Source organism: Citrobacter sp. Igbk 17 (assembly GCF_028069775.1).
Taxonomy (GTDB): Bacteria; Pseudomonadota; Gammaproteobacteria; order Enterobacterales; family Enterobacteriaceae; genus Citrobacter.
This window is the reverse complement of sequence record NZ_JANEWI010000042.1, coordinates 1-19,235: the sequence shown is the minus strand read 5'-3', so window position 1 is coordinate 19,235 and position 19,235 is coordinate 1. Positions and strand designations below refer to the sequence as shown.

The 19,235-nt window shown below is 49.3% G+C and carries 21 protein-coding genes and 1 pseudogene; 11 read left to right on the top strand and 11 right to left on the bottom strand.

The features are described 5' to 3' along the window. The first annotated feature begins 51 nt into the window (after positions 1–51). The 4 genes from leuE (at position 52) to NNO08_RS19740 (ending at position 2,284) form a co-directional block, all read left to right on the top strand. Positions 52–690, top strand: a complete 639-nt coding sequence (leuE, locus tag NNO08_RS19755; protein WP_048212597.1) for a leucine efflux protein LeuE — start codon at positions 52–54, stop codon at positions 688–690. Between the two features lie 174 nt (positions 691–864). Beyond that, entirely contained in the window at positions 865–1,227 is a 363-nt protein-coding gene (yeaR, locus tag NNO08_RS19750) for a DUF1971 domain-containing protein YeaR (RefSeq protein WP_045441926.1), read from the top strand. A 3-nt stretch (positions 1,228–1,230) separates the two neighbouring features. Further along, entirely contained in the window at positions 1,231–1,413 is a 183-nt protein-coding gene (locus NNO08_RS19745; RefSeq protein WP_003030733.1) for a DUF1869 domain-containing protein, read from the top strand. A gap of 226 nt (positions 1,414–1,639) precedes the next feature. Next, complete coding sequence (locus tag NNO08_RS19740) at positions 1,640–2,284, top strand: hypothetical protein (protein WP_271457389.1); 645 nt, start codon at positions 1,640–1,642, stop codon at positions 2,282–2,284. 55 nt (positions 2,285–2,339) lie between these two features. Here NNO08_RS19740 and fdhF read toward each other — a convergent pair whose 3' ends face one another. Further along, the gene (fdhF, locus tag NNO08_RS19735; RefSeq protein ID WP_271457388.1) at positions 2,340–4,487 is read right to left on the bottom strand and encodes a formate dehydrogenase subunit alpha; all 2,148 of its coding nucleotides are present in this window, start codon (positions 4,485–4,487) and stop codon (positions 2,340–2,342) included. A gap of 360 nt (positions 4,488–4,847) precedes the next feature. On the opposite strand from fdhF, the gene NNO08_RS19730 reads away from it, so the two are divergent. Next, positions 4,848–5,096 (top strand): GlsB/YeaQ/YmgE family stress response membrane protein, encoded by a 249-nt coding sequence (locus NNO08_RS19730; protein ID WP_137382921.1) that lies wholly within the window; start codon positions 4,848–4,850, stop codon positions 5,094–5,096. A gap of 49 nt (positions 5,097–5,145) precedes the next feature. Here NNO08_RS19730 and yoaJ read toward each other — a convergent pair whose 3' ends face one another. The 3 genes from yoaJ to NNO08_RS19715 are packed head-to-tail and all read right to left on the bottom strand — an operon-like array spanning position 5,146 to position 6,394. Beyond that, positions 5,146–5,220, bottom strand: coding sequence for a protein YoaJ (gene yoaJ, locus NNO08_RS19725; RefSeq protein ID WP_099530266.1), 75 nt, complete (start codon positions 5,218–5,220; stop codon positions 5,146–5,148). A gap of 2 nt (positions 5,221–5,222) precedes the next feature. Beyond that, entirely contained in the window at positions 5,223–5,321 is a 99-nt protein-coding gene (locus tag NNO08_RS19720; protein WP_086523648.1) for a YoaK family small membrane protein, read from the bottom strand. 47 nt (positions 5,322–5,368) lie between these two features. Further along, positions 5,369–6,394: a sensor domain-containing diguanylate cyclase gene (locus NNO08_RS19715; RefSeq protein ID WP_271457387.1), complete on the bottom strand. Its 1,026-nt coding sequence runs from the start codon at positions 6,392–6,394 to the stop codon at positions 5,369–5,371. A 186-nt stretch (positions 6,395–6,580) separates the two neighbouring features. On the opposite strand from NNO08_RS19715, the gene NNO08_RS19710 reads away from it, so the two are divergent. Next, positions 6,581–6,829 (top strand): putative hemolysin, encoded by a 249-nt coding sequence (locus NNO08_RS19710; RefSeq protein WP_137382919.1) that lies wholly within the window; start codon positions 6,581–6,583, stop codon positions 6,827–6,829. A 7-nt stretch (positions 6,830–6,836) separates the two neighbouring features. On the opposite strand, the gene NNO08_RS19705 is transcribed toward NNO08_RS19710, so the two are convergent. Continuing rightward, complete coding sequence (locus tag NNO08_RS19705) at positions 6,837–7,184, bottom strand: DUF488 domain-containing protein (RefSeq protein WP_202038860.1); 348 nt, start codon at positions 7,182–7,184, stop codon at positions 6,837–6,839. A gap of 185 nt (positions 7,185–7,369) precedes the next feature. Here NNO08_RS19705 and NNO08_RS19700 point away from each other — a divergent pair, with 185 nt between their 5' ends. After that, positions 7,370–8,077, top strand: a complete 708-nt coding sequence (locus NNO08_RS19700) for a CTP synthase C-terminal region-related (seleno)protein (RefSeq protein ID WP_271441163.1) — start codon at positions 7,370–7,372, stop codon at positions 8,075–8,077. Positions 8,078–8,113: 36 nt separating this feature from the next. On the opposite strand, the gene NNO08_RS19695 is transcribed toward NNO08_RS19700, so the two are convergent. Further along, entirely contained in the window at positions 8,114–9,301 is a 1,188-nt protein-coding gene (locus NNO08_RS19695) for a CynX/NimT family MFS transporter (RefSeq protein ID WP_271457386.1), read from the bottom strand. 99 nt (positions 9,302–9,400) lie between these two features. On the opposite strand from NNO08_RS19695, the pseudogene NNO08_RS19690 reads away from it, so the two are divergent. Continuing rightward, positions 9,401–10,193: pseudogene (locus NNO08_RS19690) on the top strand (AraC family transcriptional regulator); the annotation flags it as partial. Here NNO08_RS19690 and NNO08_RS19685 read toward each other — a convergent pair. The 3 genes from NNO08_RS19685 to dgcJ all read right to left on the bottom strand — a co-directional run bounded on the left by NNO08_RS19685 (position 10,176) and on the right by dgcJ (position 12,800). Then, positions 10,176–10,622, bottom strand: a complete 447-nt coding sequence (locus NNO08_RS19685; RefSeq protein ID WP_271457385.1) for a DUF441 domain-containing protein — start codon at positions 10,620–10,622, stop codon at positions 10,176–10,178. The pseudogene NNO08_RS19690 and the gene NNO08_RS19685 overlap by 18 nt on opposite strands. 139 nt (positions 10,623–10,761) lie before the next feature. Further along, on the bottom strand, positions 10,762–11,265 hold the full coding sequence (locus NNO08_RS19680; RefSeq protein ID WP_271457384.1) for a YbaK/prolyl-tRNA synthetase associated domain-containing protein: 504 nt from the start codon (positions 11,263–11,265) through the stop codon (positions 10,762–10,764). A 44-nt stretch (positions 11,266–11,309) separates the two neighbouring features. After that, complete coding sequence (gene dgcJ / locus NNO08_RS19675; RefSeq protein ID WP_271449126.1) at positions 11,310–12,800, bottom strand: diguanylate cyclase DgcJ; 1,491 nt, start codon at positions 12,798–12,800, stop codon at positions 11,310–11,312. A 179-nt stretch (positions 12,801–12,979) separates the two neighbouring features. Between dgcJ and NNO08_RS19670 the strand changes: the two genes are divergently transcribed. After that, positions 12,980–13,750: a class I SAM-dependent methyltransferase gene (locus NNO08_RS19670; protein ID WP_271449125.1), complete on the top strand. Its 771-nt coding sequence runs from the start codon at positions 12,980–12,982 to the stop codon at positions 13,748–13,750. Positions 13,751–13,763: 13 nt separating this feature from the next. Next, complete coding sequence (locus NNO08_RS19665) at positions 13,764–14,174, top strand: hemerythrin domain-containing protein (RefSeq protein ID WP_271457383.1); 411 nt, start codon at positions 13,764–13,766, stop codon at positions 14,172–14,174. 92 nt (positions 14,175–14,266) lie between these two features. Here NNO08_RS19665 and NNO08_RS19660 read toward each other — a convergent pair whose 3' ends face one another. Next, positions 14,267–15,550 (bottom strand): YeaH/YhbH family protein, encoded by a 1,284-nt coding sequence (locus NNO08_RS19660; protein WP_271449123.1) that lies wholly within the window; start codon positions 15,548–15,550, stop codon positions 14,267–14,269. 122 nt (positions 15,551–15,672) lie between these two features. Further along, positions 15,673–17,607 carry a protein kinase YeaG gene (gene yeaG, locus NNO08_RS19655; protein WP_005120355.1) on the bottom strand — a complete coding sequence of 645 codons (1,935 nt, stop codon included), beginning with the start codon at positions 17,605–17,607 and terminating at the stop codon, positions 15,673–15,675. A 433-nt stretch (positions 17,608–18,040) separates the two neighbouring features. Here yeaG and NNO08_RS19650 point away from each other — a divergent pair, with 433 nt between their 5' ends. Continuing rightward, on the top strand, positions 18,041–18,787 hold the full coding sequence (locus NNO08_RS19650) for a MipA/OmpV family protein (protein WP_048212595.1): 747 nt from the start codon (positions 18,041–18,043) through the stop codon (positions 18,785–18,787). Positions 18,788–19,235: the final 448 nt, after the last annotated feature.

Here is a 19,235-nt window from a genome sequence, read left to right as displayed (position 1 = left end):
TAGCATATTGTCTCGCAGCAAGTGCATGTGTATTTTCAGGAAGAGGTTAACGTGTTCGCAGAGTATGGAGTTCTGAATTACTGGACGTATCTGGTGGGGGCTATTTTTATCGTGCTGGTTCCGGGGCCAAATACGATATTTGTGCTGAAGAACAGCGTCGGTCGTGGCGTGAAGGGCGGTTATCTGGCCGCAAGCGGTGTGTTTATTGGTGATGCCGTATTGATGTTTCTGGCCTATGCTGGCGTAGCTGCACTTATCAAAACAACGCCCGTATTGTTCAATATCGTTCGTTATCTCGGCGCGTTTTATCTGCTGTATCTCGGTGCGAAGATCCTGTATGCCACACTGAAATCGAAAGCCAGCGATGCTGCGCCAGAAGAAGTTCCGTTTGGTGCGATTTTCAAACGTGCATTAATTCTGAGTCTGACGAATCCTAAAGCCATTCTGTTTTATGTATCGTTTTTTGTACAGTTTATTGATGTCAACGCGACTCACTCAGGGTTGTCGTTCTTTATTTTGGCGATGACGCTTGAAATAGTGAGCTTTTTCTATCTGAGCTTCCTTATTTTCTCCGGTGCGTTTGTGACACAGTATATTCGTACGAAGAAAAAACTGGCTAAAGTTGGGAATTCCCTCATTGGCTTGATCTTTGTCGGTTTTGCCGCACGTCTGGCGACGCTTCAGTCGTAACGCTATTGGCCCGCTGTTGACGGCGGGCTTTCAGTATTAAGCTGCTCCCTTCATTGAAAGATGGGATGGTTATAACCAATAAATGGTATTTAAAATGTATATTTTGAGGCGTACCCTGTTCACAGCAGCGATTCAATAAGACTCGCTGGTTGTCGACTGGAAAAGGGAAGAAAAATGCTTCAAATTCCACAGAATCATATTCATACACGCTCAACGCCGTTCTGGAACAAAGAAACTGCACCTGCCGGAATTTTCGAACGCCACCTTGATAAGGGTACCCGTGCCGGGGTTTATCCTCGACTTTCTGTGATGCAGGGGGCGGTCAAATATCTCGGATTTGCAGATGAACACAGCCCGGAACCTGAAGAGGTGATGATTATCGAAGCCGGTCAGTTCGGCGTTTTTCCGCCGGAGAAATGGCATAACATCGAAGTGATGACCGACGACACCTACTTTAATATCGACTTTTTCGTAGCGCCCGAAGTGTTGATGGAGAGCGCAAATCAACGAAAAGTTGTGCGTACCGGCAAGGAGTAAATCATGGGTAAAGCAACCTACACCGTTACAGTCACCAATAACAGCAATGGCGTGTCTGTCGATTATGAAACTGAAGCACCGATGACGCTGTTGATTCCGGATGTGGCCGCTGAAGTGGTTAAAGACCTGGTCAATACGGTTCGTTCATACGATACCGAGAATGAGCACGAAGTCTGCGGCTGGTAAGGTTTCATCTCTGCTATTGCTTGATTGCATTCATTTTAAAATTAAAACCGCATCGCGCGTTGACGGCTCGATGCGGTTTTTTTATTCATGATGCGTAGTTTGTGCGCTCATTTTCTGTAAAAAAGTTTTCTTAAGAAAACCTTAAGAAGATCGCATAGATTGCTAATGGCGTAAAATTCGCTGGGGTTATGATCGGCTGTCTTTCATTTAACAGAACATCGTGCTTATGAAACTTGATACCCGATTAACATTCCCAACACTCCTGCTGGGGCTGGTCACTGCGGTGATCCCGTTTACTGCCAACTTGAATCTCCCCTTGCTCAACGGCGGCGTCGTCAGATGGATTGAAAATGGTCAGGCGCTTTGGCTGTTTTTTGGTGCCGTGTTTACTTTCTGCTACATCCGGCCTTTTTCGCGTCCAGATGGCGAGAAGCAATTTTGGCTGTGGGCCGCGCTGTGGTGGTTAGTTTTGCTGGGACGAAGCACCAGTTGGGGGCGCGATTATTTTCCCGATCAGCCCAGGTTGTTATTCAGGGCTATCTCTGTTGTATTAATCGCCATGATTATCTTGCCGGTAGTGATTTCAGCGAACCTGCGCCGGGAGATCGTCAATCGCTTGCGCAATGAGCCGCTACCGCTCTGGTTGTTGGCGATCACCAGTTGTGCATTTTTGATCTCCGACACGGTCGAGCACCATCGTCTGCTGGCTCCCGTCTTTCTTCACAACGCGCAGTATGGCGATCTGATTGAAGAACTGTACGAATTGCCGTTTATGGTTGGGCTATTTCTGATTAGTTTTAACTTTATGGCGCGGGATAAGCAGGCAGAAGATATGGCTATTCGGTTTAACGATCCGCAGTTGGCGAAGTAACGCAATGGCATTTGCCTGAGCCTGGAGGTACGACTCAGGCAAATGTGCAGGTTACTTACGCGATAGCCTCACACAGACGTGATTTCATCTCGCTGTAAGATTTCGCGGCATAGTTCTCCGCCCAACCTTGATCGGTGATGTGCTCAACATTGACGGCGCAATATTTGGTTTCCGGGGTTTTCGAGATGGGGTCCAGATTATCCTGGGTCAACTCATTACAGGCGCCAATCCACCATTGATAGGTCATGTACACGGTTCCGGGATTGATGCGTTCAGAGACATCAGCCCGACTGATAACCTTGCCACGACGCGAGCTCACCCAAACCAGATCGCGATGACGGATACCGAGGTTTTCCGCATCACGCGTACTGATCTGAACATAGCCCGGTTCATCGGCCAGGGCCTGCAATGCTGCGCAGTTACCGGTCATCGAGCGGCACGAATAGTGGCCGACTTCGCGCACAGTGCATAACACCATTGGGTACTTTTCATCAGGCACTTCTGCAGGAGCACGCCACTGTGCGGCAAACAATTTACCTTTGCCATTGGCGGTATCAAACTGGCTGTGTGCATACAGATACGGCGTGCCTGGATGATCAAGCTCCGGACATGGCCACTGAACATGGCCCATGTCACCCATTTTTTCGTATGTCACACCGTAGAAGAGCGGACATAGCTCGCGCATCTCATCCCAGATTTGCTGGTTATTTTGATACTGCATCGGATAGCCCATTGCGGTGGCCAGCAGACTGATGATTTCCCAGTCGCGTTTGACATCCCCCGTAGGTTCAATCGCCTGTTCAAACCGCTGGAATCCCCGATCGGCGCAGGTAAAGACGCCGCCGTGTTCGCCCCACGATGTTGCGGGCAGGAGAACGTCGGCCATTTCTGCCGTCTTGGTCATGAAGATGTCTTGTACCACGATAAAATCGAGCGCGTTAAAGCCTTCACGGACCAGGCCCAGATCGGCCTCGGTTTGCAGCGGATCTTCACCCATGATGTAGTAGGCTTTGACTTTACCTTCGATGGCCAGATGGGGGACTTCGGTGATCCGGGTGCCGACCTTGTCATCCATCAGATTGACGTCAATACCCCAGGCGTTGGCAAACTTCTCTCTCACGGCGAAATCGGTAACGTCCTGATAGCCCGGGAACTGGTTCGGCAGTACGCCCATATCACACGCGCCCTGCACGTTATTTTGTCCGCGCACCGGGCCAACGCCGACATTAGGACGCCCCAGGTTTCCGGTCAGCAATGCCAGGCTCGACAGACCACGAACCACGTCAACCGCCTGGCCAAACTGGGTCACGCCCATTCCCCACATCACGGTTGCCGAGGGGGCGGAAGCGAAAGTACGCATCGCCTGACGAACCTGCTGTGCAGGCACACCCGTTAAATGTTCAACGGCTTCGGGCGCGTAATCCTTGACGGTTTCCCAGTAAGTTTCGAGGCCTTCGGCATGTTTTTGCACATACTCGCGATCATAAAGCTGCTCTTCGATAAGCACATGGCCAAACGCGTTGACCAGCGCCATGTTACACCCGTTTTTCAACTGCAGATGCTGGTCTGCAATTCGGGCAGTTTCAATGCGGCGGGGATCGCAGACAATGATTTTTGCCCCGTTCTGGCGAGCTTTGATCACCCGGCGTGCCACAATCGGGTGGGAATCGGCGCAATTATAGCCAAAGATGAGCAGACATTTTGAGTTTTCAATGTCGCTAATTGAGTTACTCATCGCACCATTGCCCAGCGTCTCCTGCAGCCCGGCGACGGATGGACCGTGGCAGACGCGGGCGCAGCAATCGACATTGTTGGTGTTGAGTACGCCACGTGCGAATTTTTGCATCACGTAGTTGGTCTCATTCCCGGTTCCACGAGACGAACCCGTCGTCATGATGGCGCGAGGACCATAGGTATTTTTGATCTCGGATAAGCGTTTTGCAGTGTAGCGGATGGCTTCATCCCAACTGACGGGCGTGAATTTCCCACCTTTTTCATAGCGGATCATTGGTCGGGTCAGACGGGGAGTCAAAAGGCGAGTGTCGTTCAGAAAGTCCCAGCCGTAGTAGCCTTTCAGGCATAGCTGGTTTTGGTTCGTTACACCCTCAGCGGCTTCAGCGCGGATGATTTTGTTATTTTCAACAACAAGCTTGAGCTTGCACCCGGCCCCACAGTATGGGCAAACACTGGTGATTTTTTTCATCAATAACAGACCTGTTAAATGCTGAAATAGCGCGAATTGTAGACGGAGTCTCGCGAGAGTTTTCGCGGACTACGATTTGTCGTAGCGACGGGCTGTTAAAGCATAAACTGTGCCAGAATTGAAAATTCAGCAATGGCGGGGAGCGAAAGCAAAAATAGCAGAATAATGACTGACGATTTGACACTAATGACGATAAACGTCAGTAAATATCACCGTTTTTGTGAGGTTTAACCTCATGAAACATCAGATAAAGATGAAAAATCAAAGTGACACTGATCACAAATTTTAATTTTTCGGCGCTATGCTATGCTTTTATACAGCGAGTAAATCGTTCACGTAAAAACATAAGCGAGGAAAATAATGGGCATTATTTCATGGGTGATTTTTGGTCTTATCGCGGGGATTTTGGCAAAATGGATCATGCCGGGGAAAGATGGCGGCGGTTTCTTTATGACCATTATCTTAGGGGTTGTTGGTGCCGTCGTGGGCGGGTGGATCAGTACATTCTTTGGATTTGGTAAAGTTGATGGTTTCAACTTCGGCAGCTTTGTCGTGGCAATTATCGGCGCGATTGTGGTGTTGTTTATCTACAGAAAAATCAAAAGCTAAGTAACGAATCAGCCAATAAAGGCCACATTTATGTGGCCTTTATTTTGGGTTACCACCAGCCCAGCTCCGTTCCCAGCACGACAATAATGGCCACGCCAATCATAATAAGCGTTGTTTTTTTCATCGTTATGCTCCTGGTGAGGCGTAGCCGCCAATAAAGAACCAGGACAGGAAAACGACAGCGGAAATGAAAATAATAACGGGGAAAATAATACCGAGTCGCATACGCTTATCTGCCAGAATAATTTTAAGACGATTAAGCATAACAGGGCTTAATGTACGACAAAAGCGGTTTTATCCTGACGTTTCTTATCCTGATACATCGCACTGTCTGCAAGATGAAGCGCACAGTTGACGTCTGTCTCCAGCGGGTCTATTTCCACAACGCCCAGACTGGCTCCCGGATAATACAAACAGATTCCACCCAGGTCATAGTCACCGCAAATTAGCTGCTGTAAGTGGTTTTTCACGCTTTGCAAACGAATACACGGCGACATTTCGTTTTCCACTGACAGGCTGGCGACTAAAAATTCATCACCGCCCAGACGACCAAGAATATCATTCTCACTGCATCCACGGCGTAAACGCTGGCCAATTTGGATCAAAAACTGGTCACCGACTTCGTGCCCAAAACGATCGTTGATCAGTTTGAAATCATCTAAATCAATATAGGCGACAATAATTTTGTGTCTGAGGTGGCGAGCCAGCGAAAAGAGGGTTTCGATATTTTCAAATATTGCCCGCCGGTTAGGTAACCCGGTCAGAACGTCAGTGTAGGAGTGGGCTATCAGCGCAGCATTTGCTTCACGTAACTGAGCAACCAGAGATTCTTTCTGAATAGACTGCGCAATCAGGCCTGCGAACAGATGCAGTACCTGCTCACCTCGTTCGCTGAGTGGCTGTTGCTGACGACTGGTGGCGCAGAGGGTGCCATAGAACGTGCCATCGGGCAGGTGGACTGGAGTACTCAGAAAGGTTGTGATTTCCAGTGCGCGTGCGGCGGTACATTCTGGCCAACGCGCGGGAACGTTATCGCTATACAGACAGTTTGCGTCTATTGCGCGCTTGCAGAGTGTCTCATCCCACGGTACCGACAGCCCTTCAGGGATCTGCATTTGCTTACTATTACGCGCATACAGAATATGCTGCAGACGCGCATCTAAATCGACCTTAGTAAGATAGGTTGATTCCATCTCAGTCACGACCTCCAGCATCTCCAGAAGTTGCCGAACCAGACTCTCAACAGACTGCTCCGTGGCTAATGATTGTGAGACTCGGGCGAGGATCATGTCTGACATGAGAGGCAAATACTCCAGAATGCTGATAAGTCCTGTATTGCCGGCATAATAGAACATCGGAGGGAAAGATGAAACACGCTATCCGGGTCAAAATGTAGACATGAGATTGAAACACGTCAGTAAAACATGGAGATAGGTGGGGAGTCGGGGTACTCTTCCAGAGTAACGTTTTTAACAGGAGTGAATATGAAACTGGCCTCTATCGTTGTGCCCGGCATTTTGGCGCTGGCGGGGTGTTCCACATCACCTGAAGCACCCGTACCACCGAAAATTGGCATGGCGAACCCGGCATCCGTATATTGTGAGCAAAAGGGCGGCGTGCTGATTGCGGTGCAGACACCGCAAGGCGTAAGGTCGGATTGCAAGCTACCCGGTGGTGAAGTTATTGATGAATGGGCACTTTGGCGCAGAGATCATCCGGCAACGGGCAAATAGCCAGCTGTCACAATTGGCGTAGCCACTCAGCCAGAACCTGCGCATGATTTTGCTGCGTATCCTTCGCCGCATACAGCAGCGTTAACGGCTGTTGGCGGGCAATGTCCGCGAGTCGCTTGCCTTCCTGCTGTTGCTGGGCAAGTTCTGCGCGGTATTGCTCGGAAAAATGGGCAAAATCGATGACATCAGCGTGGAATGCCTTACGTAAATCAGACGAGGGCGTCAGCGCTTTATCCCACTCATTGAAAACAAGATCGGTTTTTTTCACTCCGCGTGGCCACAGTCTGTCGACCAGAACACGATAGCCATCACTTTTTTCTGCCGGGTCATACACGCGTTTACACTGAATATTCATCTCTTAATCCGCTCCGTTAAGCCACTGAACTCGTCTTCATTACGGTTAAATAAGATCGTAAAACGTGACCATTATAGCATTTTGGCCATATAGACTCTCAATTTAAGGGATTGTGATAACAACAAAAAATCGGTAGGCTGAGGCTCCTTATGTTGTCCCTCATTGTTTGGACATAAGGAAAGTTAATGGAAATTTCCCCTGTTAAAGATACGCTTCGCATTGCGCTGGTGGGTGATTACAGCCCCGATATTGTGGCGCACCAGGCTATTCCCCTTGCTATCGATGATGCTGCTGCCGTTCTGGAATTAGTGGCTGATTATGACTGGCTCACCACATCTGATATTAGCAGTGGTGAAGATTTAGTCGGCTATGATGCCATCTGGGTGGTCCCCGGCAGTCCTTACCAGCATCCGGAAGGCGCGCTGACGGCAATACGTTACGCACGCGAAAACAGTATTCCATTTTTGGGCACTTGTGGCGGCTTTCAGCATGCCATTCTTGAGTATGCCCGCAATGTGCTGGGCTGGCGTGATGCCGCGCATGCGGAAACAGAGACCACGGGTCGTATGGTGATTGCACCGCTGACCTGCTCGTTGGTCGAAAAGACGGATGATATTGAACTGCGTGCGAATACGCTGATCGCCAGAGCCTACGGACGGGATGTCATTACAGAGGGGTATCACTGTAACTATGGCGTGTCGGAAGGTTTTGCCGCTGAGCTTGAAAGCGGCGATCTGCGAGTGACGGGCTGGGATGACGCGGGTGACGTTCGCGCTATTGAACTGGTGACACATCCGTTTTATGTCGGGACGCTTTTTCAGCACGAACGAGGGGCGCTGGCAGGAAAGCCTGTGCCCCTCGTCCAGGCACTGCTGCGCGCGGCCAGAGGATAACAACTGGGCAGGTTGGTTTTTTGCCTGCCCGGTGTATTACGCGCTGGCGATCTCTTTCTCGCGTCCTGCACAGACGCCAAACACGGCCATGATGAGAGCGAGCAGCGCGACGCCAACCAGCGGGAGCTGCCAGCTATCGTTAAGATCGTGAATTTTCCCCATCATCGGCGGCCCACATGCGGCCAGTAAATACCCGACAGATTGCGCCATGCCTGATAGTGCGGCGGCCTGATGCGCTGAGCTTGCACGTAGCCCGATAAAGGTGAGGCCGAGGATCATCGTGGCACCGGAGCCAAAGCCAAACAGCACGGTCCACAGGGCCGCCTGCTCGGGCATAACGGCAAACCCTGCAGCACCAATAGCGCACATTATCGAGACCAGTGCGGCGATAGTACGCTGATCTTTAAACCGATACAGAACGAGGGGGATCAGTAGCCCAGGCGCTGCGGTCGCCAGTTGTAGCAAGCCATGCAGCGACCCCGCCTGTGCTTCACTGTAGCCGTGACTGATCATAATGGCGGGTAGCCAGCCGATAATGACGTAATAAATAAGCGAGTTGATGCCCAAAAACAGCGTGACCTGCCAGGCGAGACTGGAGCGCCAGATTGCGCGGGAGTGCAACGCTCGCGAATTGCTGAGGCTGGCATTGGCCGTCTGGCGCCACTGAGGTAACCAGATCAATAACGCCAGCAGCGGAAAGACCATTAACATCATCAGCGCGCCGCGCCAGCCAAAGCCATGTAACGCTAACGGCACGACCATTGCCGAACCCAGCGCTGCTGCAGCGCCCATTGTTAACGAATACGCCCCGGTGAGCTTTGCCACATGCTGTGAAAAATCACGCTTTATGAGGCCCGGCAAAAGGACATTTCCCAGTGCTATGCCACAGCCAATGACTGCCGTCCCGCCAAATAGGGCTCCGGATGAAGGGAGTGAACGTATAGCAATACCCATACAGATCAGCAGCATGGCGGCTAACAGACTGCGCTCAATACCCCAACGGCGAGCGACGGTTGCCGCCAGAGGCGACACCAGCGCAAAAGCAAGCAGTGGTAGCGTGGTCAGGAGTCCCGTCTGGGCGGTGGTCAGACCGTAGTCAGTGCGAATCGCGTCCAGTAAAGGGGCTGCGCCGGTAAACGTAACGCGTAGTGTGGTCGCGATCATCAGGATACCCGCAATTAACAGCGCACCGTTTTTACCGCGGGAAGAAGGGGAGTTAGTCATTTTTTTCTCATATCGTCAGGCGAGGCGTTACCTTAGCGTTTTTACTCTGTGGATGAATCAAGCTAAAATGACAGTTTATCGCTAAAATCGGACATTCTTATGTTTGGACTGAGGCTGGACGGGTATCAACCCGATCTTTACCACGATGCCGCCGTGGCTTTTTGTATTCAGGCTCAGGAAGACGAACTTTTCAGCCCACTGCATCAACACCGCAAAGGTCAGTTAATTCTGGCGTTGCATGGCGCAATTACTTGCGAAGTTGAGAACGCCATGTGGATGGTGCCGCCGCAATATGCGGTGTGGATACCAGGTGAAATCCCGCACAGCAACCACGTTACCGTTGGCGCGCAATTGTGCTTTTTATTCATTGAACCTTATGCAGTAGTGATGCCGGATCGCTGTTGTACGCTGAAAATAGCGCCATTATGCCGGGAACTTATTCTTGCGCTGGCGAGCAAAACGGATGCCCAGCTCTGTGAACCAGCTACCCAGCGGTTAACGCAGGTGTTGTTTGACGAACTACCGCAACAGCCACAGGAGCAAATGCAGTTACCGGTATCCGATCACCCGAAAATTCGCAAGATGGTGGCGACGATGGCGCGGGAGCCTGCGCAATGGCAAACACTGGGGCAGTGGGCCAATGTGTTTGCCATGAGCGAGCGTAATCTTGCCCGTCTGGTCGTCAAAGAAACGGGGCTAAGTTTTCGCCGTTGGCGTCATCAGTTGCAACTGATCCTGGCGCTGCAGGCACTGATCGACGGGCACAATGTACAGCAGGTCGCACAAATGCTCGGTTACGATTCAACGACCGCGTTTATCACCATGTTCAAGAAAGGCCTGGGTCAAACACCCGGTCGCTATCTGGCAGGGTTGACTACTGCTTCCCAACAATCAGCGACACCAGACCGGCCGCAATAAGCGGACCCACCGGCACGCCGCGAAAGAGGGCAACGCCCAATACTGTGCCCACCAGTAAACCGGCGACGAGTTGAGGTTGGCTACCCATCAGCGTGACGCCGCGCCCGCCAAGCCAGGAGACAACAACGCCGATGGCGATGGCGACCAGAGACTTCCAGTTTAAAAAGGAGTGAATAAGCGTGGAGGGGGGCAGCGTGCCGCTGGCGATGGGCGCCATGACGCCGATCGTCAGAATAATAATCCCAACGGTAAGCCCCTGCTTTTCAATCCACGGGAAGAATGTATTCAGCGGAGTAACACGGACGATTATCAGCACCAGAATTGAAACGGCGACAGTGGTGTTGTGGCTGACAAAGCCCAGAGCTGCCAGTCCAAGCAGGATCAGCAGTGTGACATCAAACATCGTAGTTTCCTTGCCAAAAGAAAAAATAAGCCTGCTTACTGTACGCGTAAATGCGTGACGGAACAGGCTTTTTTATTGATTATTATTATTTTTGGGCGAACGCATAATATCGCGTTTTGATACTGATGTTACGGGCTTGCTAGTGTGCGCGATGGAATGGGACTAATTCAGGTTGCGCAATGCGTAAATAATCTTTGGTGTCCATGATCACGGATTTTTCCAGCAGTCCGGCATTGAACGCAATTTCAGTAAAGCGCTCAAACAACAGCGGATCGGCAACCAGCTTGAGTTTTGGATGGAAACTAAACGGTGGGATAGCGCCAAACACGCAGCCGGTCAGTTCATCCACTTCCGCCGGGCTGGCAAGTGATGCGCGTAAACCGCCAATATGTCCGGCAAGCTGGTTCAGGTCAGCCTGTTGGTCAGCCGGGAGAATGGCCAGCACATGCTGATTAACGCCGTTGCCTTTTACTTTACAGACGAGGGCTTTTGCCCCCTGACCCAGCGCTGTACCGCGAATTTCCGAGACAGCTTCACATTTGCCAACGGCCTCATGGCTGAGTACACGATACGTTGCGCCTTGTTCTGACAACAGCGAAATTAAACGTTGGTGCGTCACGTTGCCTTTATTTACATCTGTCATTTCTTACTCCTGGTACTACGATGAACATCCTGACGAATACAGTATCACTCACGGTGGTGTTTTTTCTGTTTGTTCAGATAGAGCTGTACATCTGATGCCTTATAAGCGTCATCAATGGTGTCGTTTGGCTGCATGTTATAAATCCCCGCGGAAAAACTGACGGAGGTATCCGGAGCAATAGTGTGTAAGTTATCGCGAATACGATCCAGTAGTTGGGGGGTAAGTTCAGGGGCATAATCGACAAGGATAATACAAAACTCATCTCCGCCAAGACGGATGGCATAGTCACTTTTGCGAATAGAGGCCTGAATAGCTTTGGCCAGAATGGTGATAATGCGGTCGCCTTCCTGGTGCCCGAGCGTGTCATTAATTGTCTTTAGTTTATCGCAATCAATAGCAATAAAAGTTACGCAGGTTCCGGCGTTGACCAACTGCTGCAAACGCTGCTCTAACGTGGGCGTTAATATTTTACGGTTATAAAGCCCGGTCATCGCATCACTGATATTTTCGCGTGTGACGTTGTGATACAAACGAAAATGCATTCTGACCATGTTCAGCAGCAGTGCCGTTGCCAGTAAATAGAAGGCAAATATCTTCCAGGAGGCAACAATAAAATACATAAAATCAAGCGATAATGTGATGCGCATTCCGCCTGGGATGTCATTAATATAATGAACATACTGAAACAAGTCGCTCTCGCTTTGGTGAATGATAATCTCTTCACCTGAGTTGATATCAGATAAAGTCACATTGAGATAGCGCCAGACGAGGGGACGGTCGTTGGTATAAAATATGTTCTTTAAATTGTCTTTGTTAACATCCACCATGACAACGCCTTTTAGCTTGCCGGTATAGTAGACCGGGGTCAAAAAGCTCATCACTTTCTCCTGGGTGAGATCGTCCTGATAAATACTGGAAATGACGGTTCGGCCAGTAAAAATATCATCAATATCGCTCTGGTTAATTCCCAGTGTACCTTTCTGTAAAAAAGACCAGTGATTCATGGCAAATTGATATGAATTTACCAGGCTATAGAAATAGATGTAGTCGTTTTTCAGGTCAATGTAATAGCGAAACTTGTATTCCATGGTGCCTAATCCCTGACCATAATCTACCCGTTCACGATTTGCGTTTACGGCCTGATCGAAGGCGGGGAGTAGAAAAATATCGTCAAGTTGTTCAATACAACTCGGCGAGTGGGTCTGTAACGTGCCGCGTAACGGAAGATAATCATGGGCAGTGAGGTTGAATCCATGTATGCCGTTGACGGTTTCAAAAGCGGTGCACAGCGCTTTTCGTTGTTCAACTGTGATGGGCTTTTTCGGGGATGAAAATTGGCGCATCATATGGGCGGCAATGCTCTGATTGGTATATTTATCATAGAGAAAGGATGAATCTGCTTTCTCTATGATGTAGCGCATATACGCGCTCATTGCCCGATCGCTGGCAACAAGTTCATAAACCAAAAAAGAAGATGTCAAAACAATAACGCTTACGGAGATAAAGTGCCGGAGCGCTTTATGATGCAATTTCATAATGATTTACAACCCTGTAAGTCAGATACATCAGTCTATCACACGGTATACATCCACTCTAACAGTACGGAAAATCCTGCAGGATTGCGCATTATTTGTAATAAAAATCATTCGTGCTCTTCACCTTTAACCTCTATTGTTGTATTTATAATGCAACTTATAAAAAAGGAGACCGGCGAATGAGCGCGACTGAAAAAGCGGGCCATACATTTTTAGCCAGCCTGGGAAAAACCCGCCTGCGCCCAGGTGGGGTTGAAGCGACAGAATGGTTGTTCCGGCAGTCCCAACTGACGCCTGGCAGCCAGGTCCTTGAAGTTGCCTGCAATATGGCTACAACGGCCATCGAGCTGGTACAGCGCTTTGGATGTACGGTCTATGCCATTGATATGGATAAAAATGCGCTGAACAAGGCCAGAAGTAATGTGGCGCACAACGGACTGGAAAATCACATTCATGTCATGGCGGCAAACGCCAATACTCTGCCTTTTGCGGATAACAGCTTCGACGTCGTGATTAACGAAGCCATGCTGACAATGTATGCAGACAAAGTTAAAGCGAAACTGATTGCGGAATATCATCGGGTGCTGAAACCCGGTGGACGTTTGTTGACCCACGACATTATGTTCACAGCGCAAAAACTGGAAGAAGGCGAACAATATCAGTTGGTTCAGGTGGTGAAATCAAACGTCAGTCCGCTGACCAAACAAGGATGGAGTGACCTGTTGATGAGTGCGGGGTTTGAACAGGTCCTGCAACAGAATGGCAAAATGTCGTTGATGTCACCGCGCGGATTAATTCGCGACGAAGGAGTAAAGGGTGCAATTAAAATTGCGTTTAACGGTATGCGAACGTACGAAAATCGTCGCCGATTCTTGAAAATGTTTCGTTTCTTCCACTCGCAACGTCACCAACTAAACTACATTGCCTGCTGTTCCATCAAAGGAAAATAAAAAGGATAAACGGATGAATATTGATAAAATGAAAAGTCAGCATGTTGATATACTGGAAAAAATATCATTCTTGCGTAAGTTAAGCCTCGCTGGCGTCTCAGCCAATGCTCAGGAAATCGCTACTGCGATTGTGAGCATGAGCGCGATCATTAAAACGCATTTATCTGCTGAAGATCAGTTCCTTTATCCGCATATTGAGCAAGATGGTAATAACGTACTTCGGCAAGTCAGCACACAATTTAAGCGTGAAATGGCGGACATCGTTAGTGAATATGAGGTTTTCTCCCGCCGCTGGAATATTGCCAGTAAGTTGATTGGCAACGATGACGCGTTCAGACGTGATGCCAACATTGTTTTGCGTAAAGTGTATGAGCGTATGCAACGGGAAAATAAAGACTTCTATCCGCTGGTGGAGAGAATGTAGCGCCATTTTACGCATGAACGGAACGCACCGCACCCGGCAAGAAAAAATCAGCCAGAGATGAAAATCTGGCTGACTTTTTACGTTACTAATTGCTAACTATTGCTGGAGGTACTTTGCTTATGGAACAGCTCGCGGAAAACCGGATAAATATCATCCTGGTCGCGGATATGCTGCATCGCAAAGTTATCAAAGGTAGATTGCAGATGCTCATACTCACGCCACAGGGTCTGGTGTGCACGTCGGGTGATTTCAATATAGCTATAATATCGCACCACCGGCAGCAGCTTTTTCGCCAAAATTTCATGACACAGTGGTGAGTCATCCGCCCAGTTATCGCCATCCGATGCCTGAGCGGCATAGATATTCCACTGGGCAGGGTTGTAGCGATCTTTTACCACTTCATCCATTAACTTCAGGGCGCTGGAAACTATGGTTCCCCCCGTTTCCTGAGAGTAGAAGAACTCGTGTTCATCAACCTCTTTTGCCTGAGTATGATGGCGAATATAGACAACCTCCACATTTTTGTAAGTGCGGCTTAAGAACAGATACAGCAGGATATAAAACCGTTTTGCCATATCTTTAGTCGACTGGTCCATTGAGCCAGAGACATCCATCAGGCAGAACATCACGGCCTGGCTGGAAGGATCGGGTCGTTTCTCATAATTCTTGTAGCGCAAATCAAAGGTATCAATAAACGGTACGCGCTCAATTTTTGCCCGTAATTCAGCAATTTCTTTGCGTAATCGCTCTTCTTCCAGCAACTGCGCGGGTTCACTTTTGGCGATGGTTTCCAGATCGGCCTCAAGCGCATGCAGCTCACGACGTTTACCCGCCGTCATTGCTGTGCGGCGCGCCAGTGAGTTTTGCAAGGAGCGCACCACGCTGATGTTGGCGGGCACACCGTTGGAGGTAAATCCTGCACGGTGCGTTTTAAACTCCGTTAACTGACGCTGCTGATTCTGCTTCAGGTTAGGGAGCGCTAAATCTTCGAACAGCAGATCAAGATATTCATCTTTAGATATCTGAAAGACGAACTCATCCTGACCCTCTCCATCCTGACTGGCCTGGCCTTGTCCGCTTCCTGAACCACCGCCGCCCCCCTGCGGACGTTCGATACGGTCATTCTGTACAAAATGATCGTTACCCGGATGCACGCGATGACGCAGGCCACCACGCCCCTGATGAAACATCGGTTCGCTAATATCATCGGTCGGAATAGAGACAGATTCGCCGCTATCTACGTCGGTCACCGAACGCTTGTTAATGGCCTCGGAGATCGACTGTTTAATTTGCGATTTATAACGGCGCAAGAAGCGTTGGCGGTTTACCGTGCTCTTGTTCTTGCCGTTAAGACGCCGGTCAATAAACCAGGTCATATGCCCCCCCGTACTGCCAACTGTTCGCCATGTCTGTAAGTGCCGGATGGCGCTGGCGCTATCCGGCCTACGGAACATTATTTTGCAAGCCCGGTAAGCGCATGCGCCACCGGGCACTTATGTTAAGACGATTTCCGTACGCGCAAATACCATTCGCACAGTAAACGTACCTGTTTACGCGTATAGCCTTTTTCCATCATACGGTCGACAAAATCGTCGTGCTTTTTCTGCTCGTCAGTCGAGGTTTTAGCGTTAAACGAAATGACCGGCAGCAACTCTTCGGTATTCGAGAACATTTTCTTCTCAATAACCGTGCGCAGTTTTTCGTAACTGGTCCAGTTTGGGTTGCGACCGCTGTTGTTTGCTCTGGCACGCAGAACAAAGTTGACGATCTCGTTACGGAAGTCTTTCGGGTTACTGATACCCGCAGGTTTCTCAATTTTCTCCAGTTCGGAGTTCAGTGACTCGCGATCGAACAGCTGACCGGTATCCGGGTCGCGGTACTCCTGATCCTGAATCCAAAAATCCGCATAGGTAACATAACGATCGAAAATGTTCTGTCCATATTCTGAATAGGACTCAAGGTAAGCCGTCTGGATCTCTTTGCCAATAAACTCGGCGTATTTCGGGATCAGATAGCCCTTCAGGAACTCAAGATAACGTTCAGCCTGCTCCTGCGGGAATTGCTCACGCTCGATTTGCTGCTCAAGCACATAGAACAGATGCACTGGGTTTGCTGCGACTTCGGCATGGTCAAAGTTGAACACGCGGGAGAGGATCTTAAACGCGAAACGCGTGGACAGACCGTTCATCCCCTCATCAACTCCGGCGTAATCCCGGTACTCCTGATACGATTTTGCTTTAGGATCGGTATCCTTCAGGCTTTCACCGTCATAAACGCGCATCTTCGAATATATGCTCGAGTTTTCAGGTTCTTTCAGACGCGAAAGAATGGTGAAACGCGACAGCGTTTCCAGCGTGCCCGGCGCGCATGGTGCGTGGGTCAACTCACTGTGGTTAAGCAGTTTTTCGTAGATCTTGATCTCTTCAGATATACGTAAGCAATACGGGACCTTCACGATGTATACACGGTCGAGGAAGGCTTCGTTGTTTTTGTTGTTGCGGAACGTCACCCATTCAGATTCGTTCGAGTGGGCGAGAATAATGCCGTTAAACGGCAGGGCAGAGATACCTTCTGTCCCGTTGTAGTTTCCTTCCTGGGTAGCAGTCAGCAGAGGATGCAGCACTTTAATCGGTGCTTTAAACATCTCTACGAATTCCATAATCCCCTGGTTGGAGCGGCACAACGCACCTGAGTAGCCGTAGGCATCAGGATCGTTCTGCGCATGGTGTTCGAGTTTACGAATATCCACTTTCCCGACCAGAGCGGAAATGTCCTGGTTGTTTTCATCACCAGGCTCGGTTTTAGCGATGGCGATTTGCTCCAGAATAGACGGCCAGACTTTGACGACACGGAATTTAGTGATGTCCCCGCCGAAATCATGCAAACGCTTCGCAGCCCACGGCGACATGATCGTACCGAGATAGCGACGCGGGACCCCATACTCTTTTTCCAGGATCTGTGCATCTTCCTGCGGATTAAACAGGCATAACGGATGATCGTTAACCGGGCTACGTTCACCATTGGCGCTGAGGACATAAATGGGCACTCTTTGCATCAGCGATTTCAGTCGCTCTGCAAGCGATGATTTTCCCCCTCCCACCGGCCCCAGCAGATACAGGATCTGTTTCTTCTCTTCCAGCCCCTGAGCCGCATGTTTCAGATAAGAAACAATCTGTTCAATTGCGTCTTCCATGCCGTAAAACTCTTCAAAAGCGGGATAACGTGCAATCACCCGATTCGAAAAGAGTCGAGAAAGTCGAGGTTCGTGGGCAGTGTCAACCATGACAGGCTCACCAATAGCCATTAATAGCCGCTCTGCCGCGTTGGCATAAGCACTGCGATCTTGCCGACAAGTGGTAAGAAACTCCTGCAGCGTGAACTCTTCGTCCTTGGCAGCTTCATAACGCTGGCGATAGTGATCGAATATATTCATGGTATGCCGTCCTTTCGTTTTTTAGCACATGTTAAGAGCCGTTCATATGAATAGTAGAGGCCCCTGAAGAGGTAAACTGAACGACGTCGCTGCTGAAGAAATAAGCAACTCTCATGCCATTTCGATGGTCAGGAGATCAACGTATTCGGTGATACACCTTCTAAATTTAAGCGTAGATGGCATTTGCAAAACTTGCCTGCACGCGCAAATGAATTTCAATGGCATATCAATAACTCATCAGCAAAAAAAGCACATGTTATGTAAAGAAATGGGGCTGAATTCATGTGGTGTTCACCGTGCTGCAAGCAAAATGTCATCACTCGTTGAGAAATTAGGGGGTTACATTGGGCAGGTAATACGTAAAATAGTTGGGCTGAAGCGTATTGGCGGTTACACTTTCGTCGCTAAACATTTGAATAAGGAATTATGGATTGTGACCAAACTCAAACTTCTGGCACTTGGCGTGCTTATTGCCACATCCGCGAGCGTCGCGCAAGCAGAAAGCAACCTGACGCTGGGCGCAGGCGTTGGTGTGGTTGAACACCCTTACAAAAACTACGATAGTGACGTTTACCCGGTCCCTGTTGTGACCTATGAAAGCGACAACTTCTGGTTCCGTGGTCTGGGCGGCGGTTACTACCTGTGGAATGACAATACAGATAAATTATCTGTGATGGCGTACTGGTCGCCACTGTACTTCAAGCCGGGCGACAGCGACGATAGCCGTCTGCGCAATCTTGATAAACGTAAGAGCACCATGATGGCCGGGCTTTCTTACGTGCATAACACGCAATATGGTTTCCTGCGTACCAGCCTCGCGGGAGACGCACTGGATAACAGTAATGGTATCGTATGGGATCTGGCATGGCTGTACCGTTATACCAACGGAGGCCTGACGCTGACACCGGGGATTGGTGTTGAGTGGAACAGCGAAAACCAGAACCAGTACTACTATGGTGTATCGCGCCACGAATCGTCTCGCAGTGGTTTACGCAGCTACGATCCTGAAAGCAGCTGGAACCCGTACCTTGAACTCAGCGCCAACTATAATTTCTTAGGCGACTGGAGCGTGTACGGCACTGCGCGTTACACCCGTTTGTCTGATGAAGTGACAGACAGCCCGATGGTAGACAAATCCTGGACGGGTCTGATCTCAACGGGTATCACCTATAAGTTCTGATGCATTTCCAATGCTGAACATGAGCCCGCGTTATGCGGGCTTTTTTATGCCTGACGGGAATGAATGTTGATCTAAAGCATGAGAATTCACGATTTCTGCTGATTCTGCCTTATGCGCTGCTGCAACGAATAATTAACGTGTTTTACCTGGTGTAGTTACCAAAAAGGAACGTATTATTTAATTAGTTTGATATCGATTTTCTTCCAGAGTAAGAAATACAGGTGTCCCAGAACTCATCATCGTTAGCGACTAACAAAATCTACTGCGGCAATATACTGAAAATGCACTGTTTTGTTATGACGCCTGGACCTCAATTAACCTTGCAAGGGGTGTTGCAAATATCTGACAATTATTTTGAGCGTCTAACTTAACCATGAAAGTCATCTTTCATGTGAAAAGTAAAAATCAAAGCGTTTAATTTTTATTTTACATTCTTTAGGTAATTATC

Coding starts and splice junctions, on each gene's coding strand:
- dgcJ (WP_271449126.1), bottom strand. CDS start 12,800: ATGAAATTGCATCATAAAGCGCTCCGGCACTTTATCTCCGTAAGCGTT.
- NNO08_RS19695 (WP_271457386.1), bottom strand. CDS start 9,301: ATGACTAACTCCCCTTCTTCCCGCGGTAAAAACGGTGCGCTGTTAATT.
- NNO08_RS19710 (WP_137382919.1), top strand. CDS start 6,581: ATGAAACTGGCCTCTATCGTTGTGCCCGGCATTTTGGCGCTGGCGGGG.
- NNO08_RS19685 (WP_271457385.1), bottom strand. CDS start 10,622: ATGTTTGATGTCACACTGCTGATCCTGCTTGGACTGGCAGCTCTGGGC.
- NNO08_RS19670 (WP_271449125.1), top strand. CDS start 12,980: ATGAGCGCGACTGAAAAAGCGGGCCATACATTTTTAGCCAGCCTGGGA.
- fdhF (WP_271457388.1), bottom strand. CDS start 4,487: ATGAAAAAAATCACCAGTGTTTGCCCATACTGTGGGGCCGGGTGCAAG.
- NNO08_RS19660 (WP_271449123.1), bottom strand. CDS start 15,550: ATGACCTGGTTTATTGACCGGCGTCTTAACGGCAAGAACAAGAGCACG.
- yeaR (WP_045441926.1), top strand. CDS start 865: ATGCTTCAAATTCCACAGAATCATATTCATACACGCTCAACGCCGTTC.
- NNO08_RS19740 (WP_271457389.1), top strand. CDS start 1,640: ATGAAACTTGATACCCGATTAACATTCCCAACACTCCTGCTGGGGCTG.
- NNO08_RS19705 (WP_202038860.1), bottom strand. CDS start 7,184: ATGAATATTCAGTGTAAACGCGTGTATGACCCGGCAGAAAAAAGTGAT.
- NNO08_RS19680 (WP_271457384.1), bottom strand. CDS start 11,265: ATGACAGATGTAAATAAAGGCAACGTGACGCACCAACGTTTAATTTCG.
- NNO08_RS19745 (WP_003030733.1), top strand. CDS start 1,231: ATGGGTAAAGCAACCTACACCGTTACAGTCACCAATAACAGCAATGGC.
- NNO08_RS19715 (WP_271457387.1), bottom strand. CDS start 6,394: ATGTCAGACATGATCCTCGCCCGAGTCTCACAATCATTAGCCACGGAG.
- NNO08_RS19730 (WP_137382921.1), top strand. CDS start 4,848: ATGGGCATTATTTCATGGGTGATTTTTGGTCTTATCGCGGGGATTTTG.
- yeaG (WP_005120355.1), bottom strand. CDS start 17,607: ATGAATATATTCGATCACTATCGCCAGCGTTATGAAGCTGCCAAGGAC.
- NNO08_RS19700 (WP_271441163.1), top strand. CDS start 7,370: ATGGAAATTTCCCCTGTTAAAGATACGCTTCGCATTGCGCTGGTGGGT.
- NNO08_RS19720 (WP_086523648.1), bottom strand. CDS start 5,321: ATGCGACTCGGTATTATTTTCCCCGTTATTATTTTCATTTCCGCTGTC.
- NNO08_RS19665 (WP_271457383.1), top strand. CDS start 13,764: ATGAATATTGATAAAATGAAAAGTCAGCATGTTGATATACTGGAAAAA.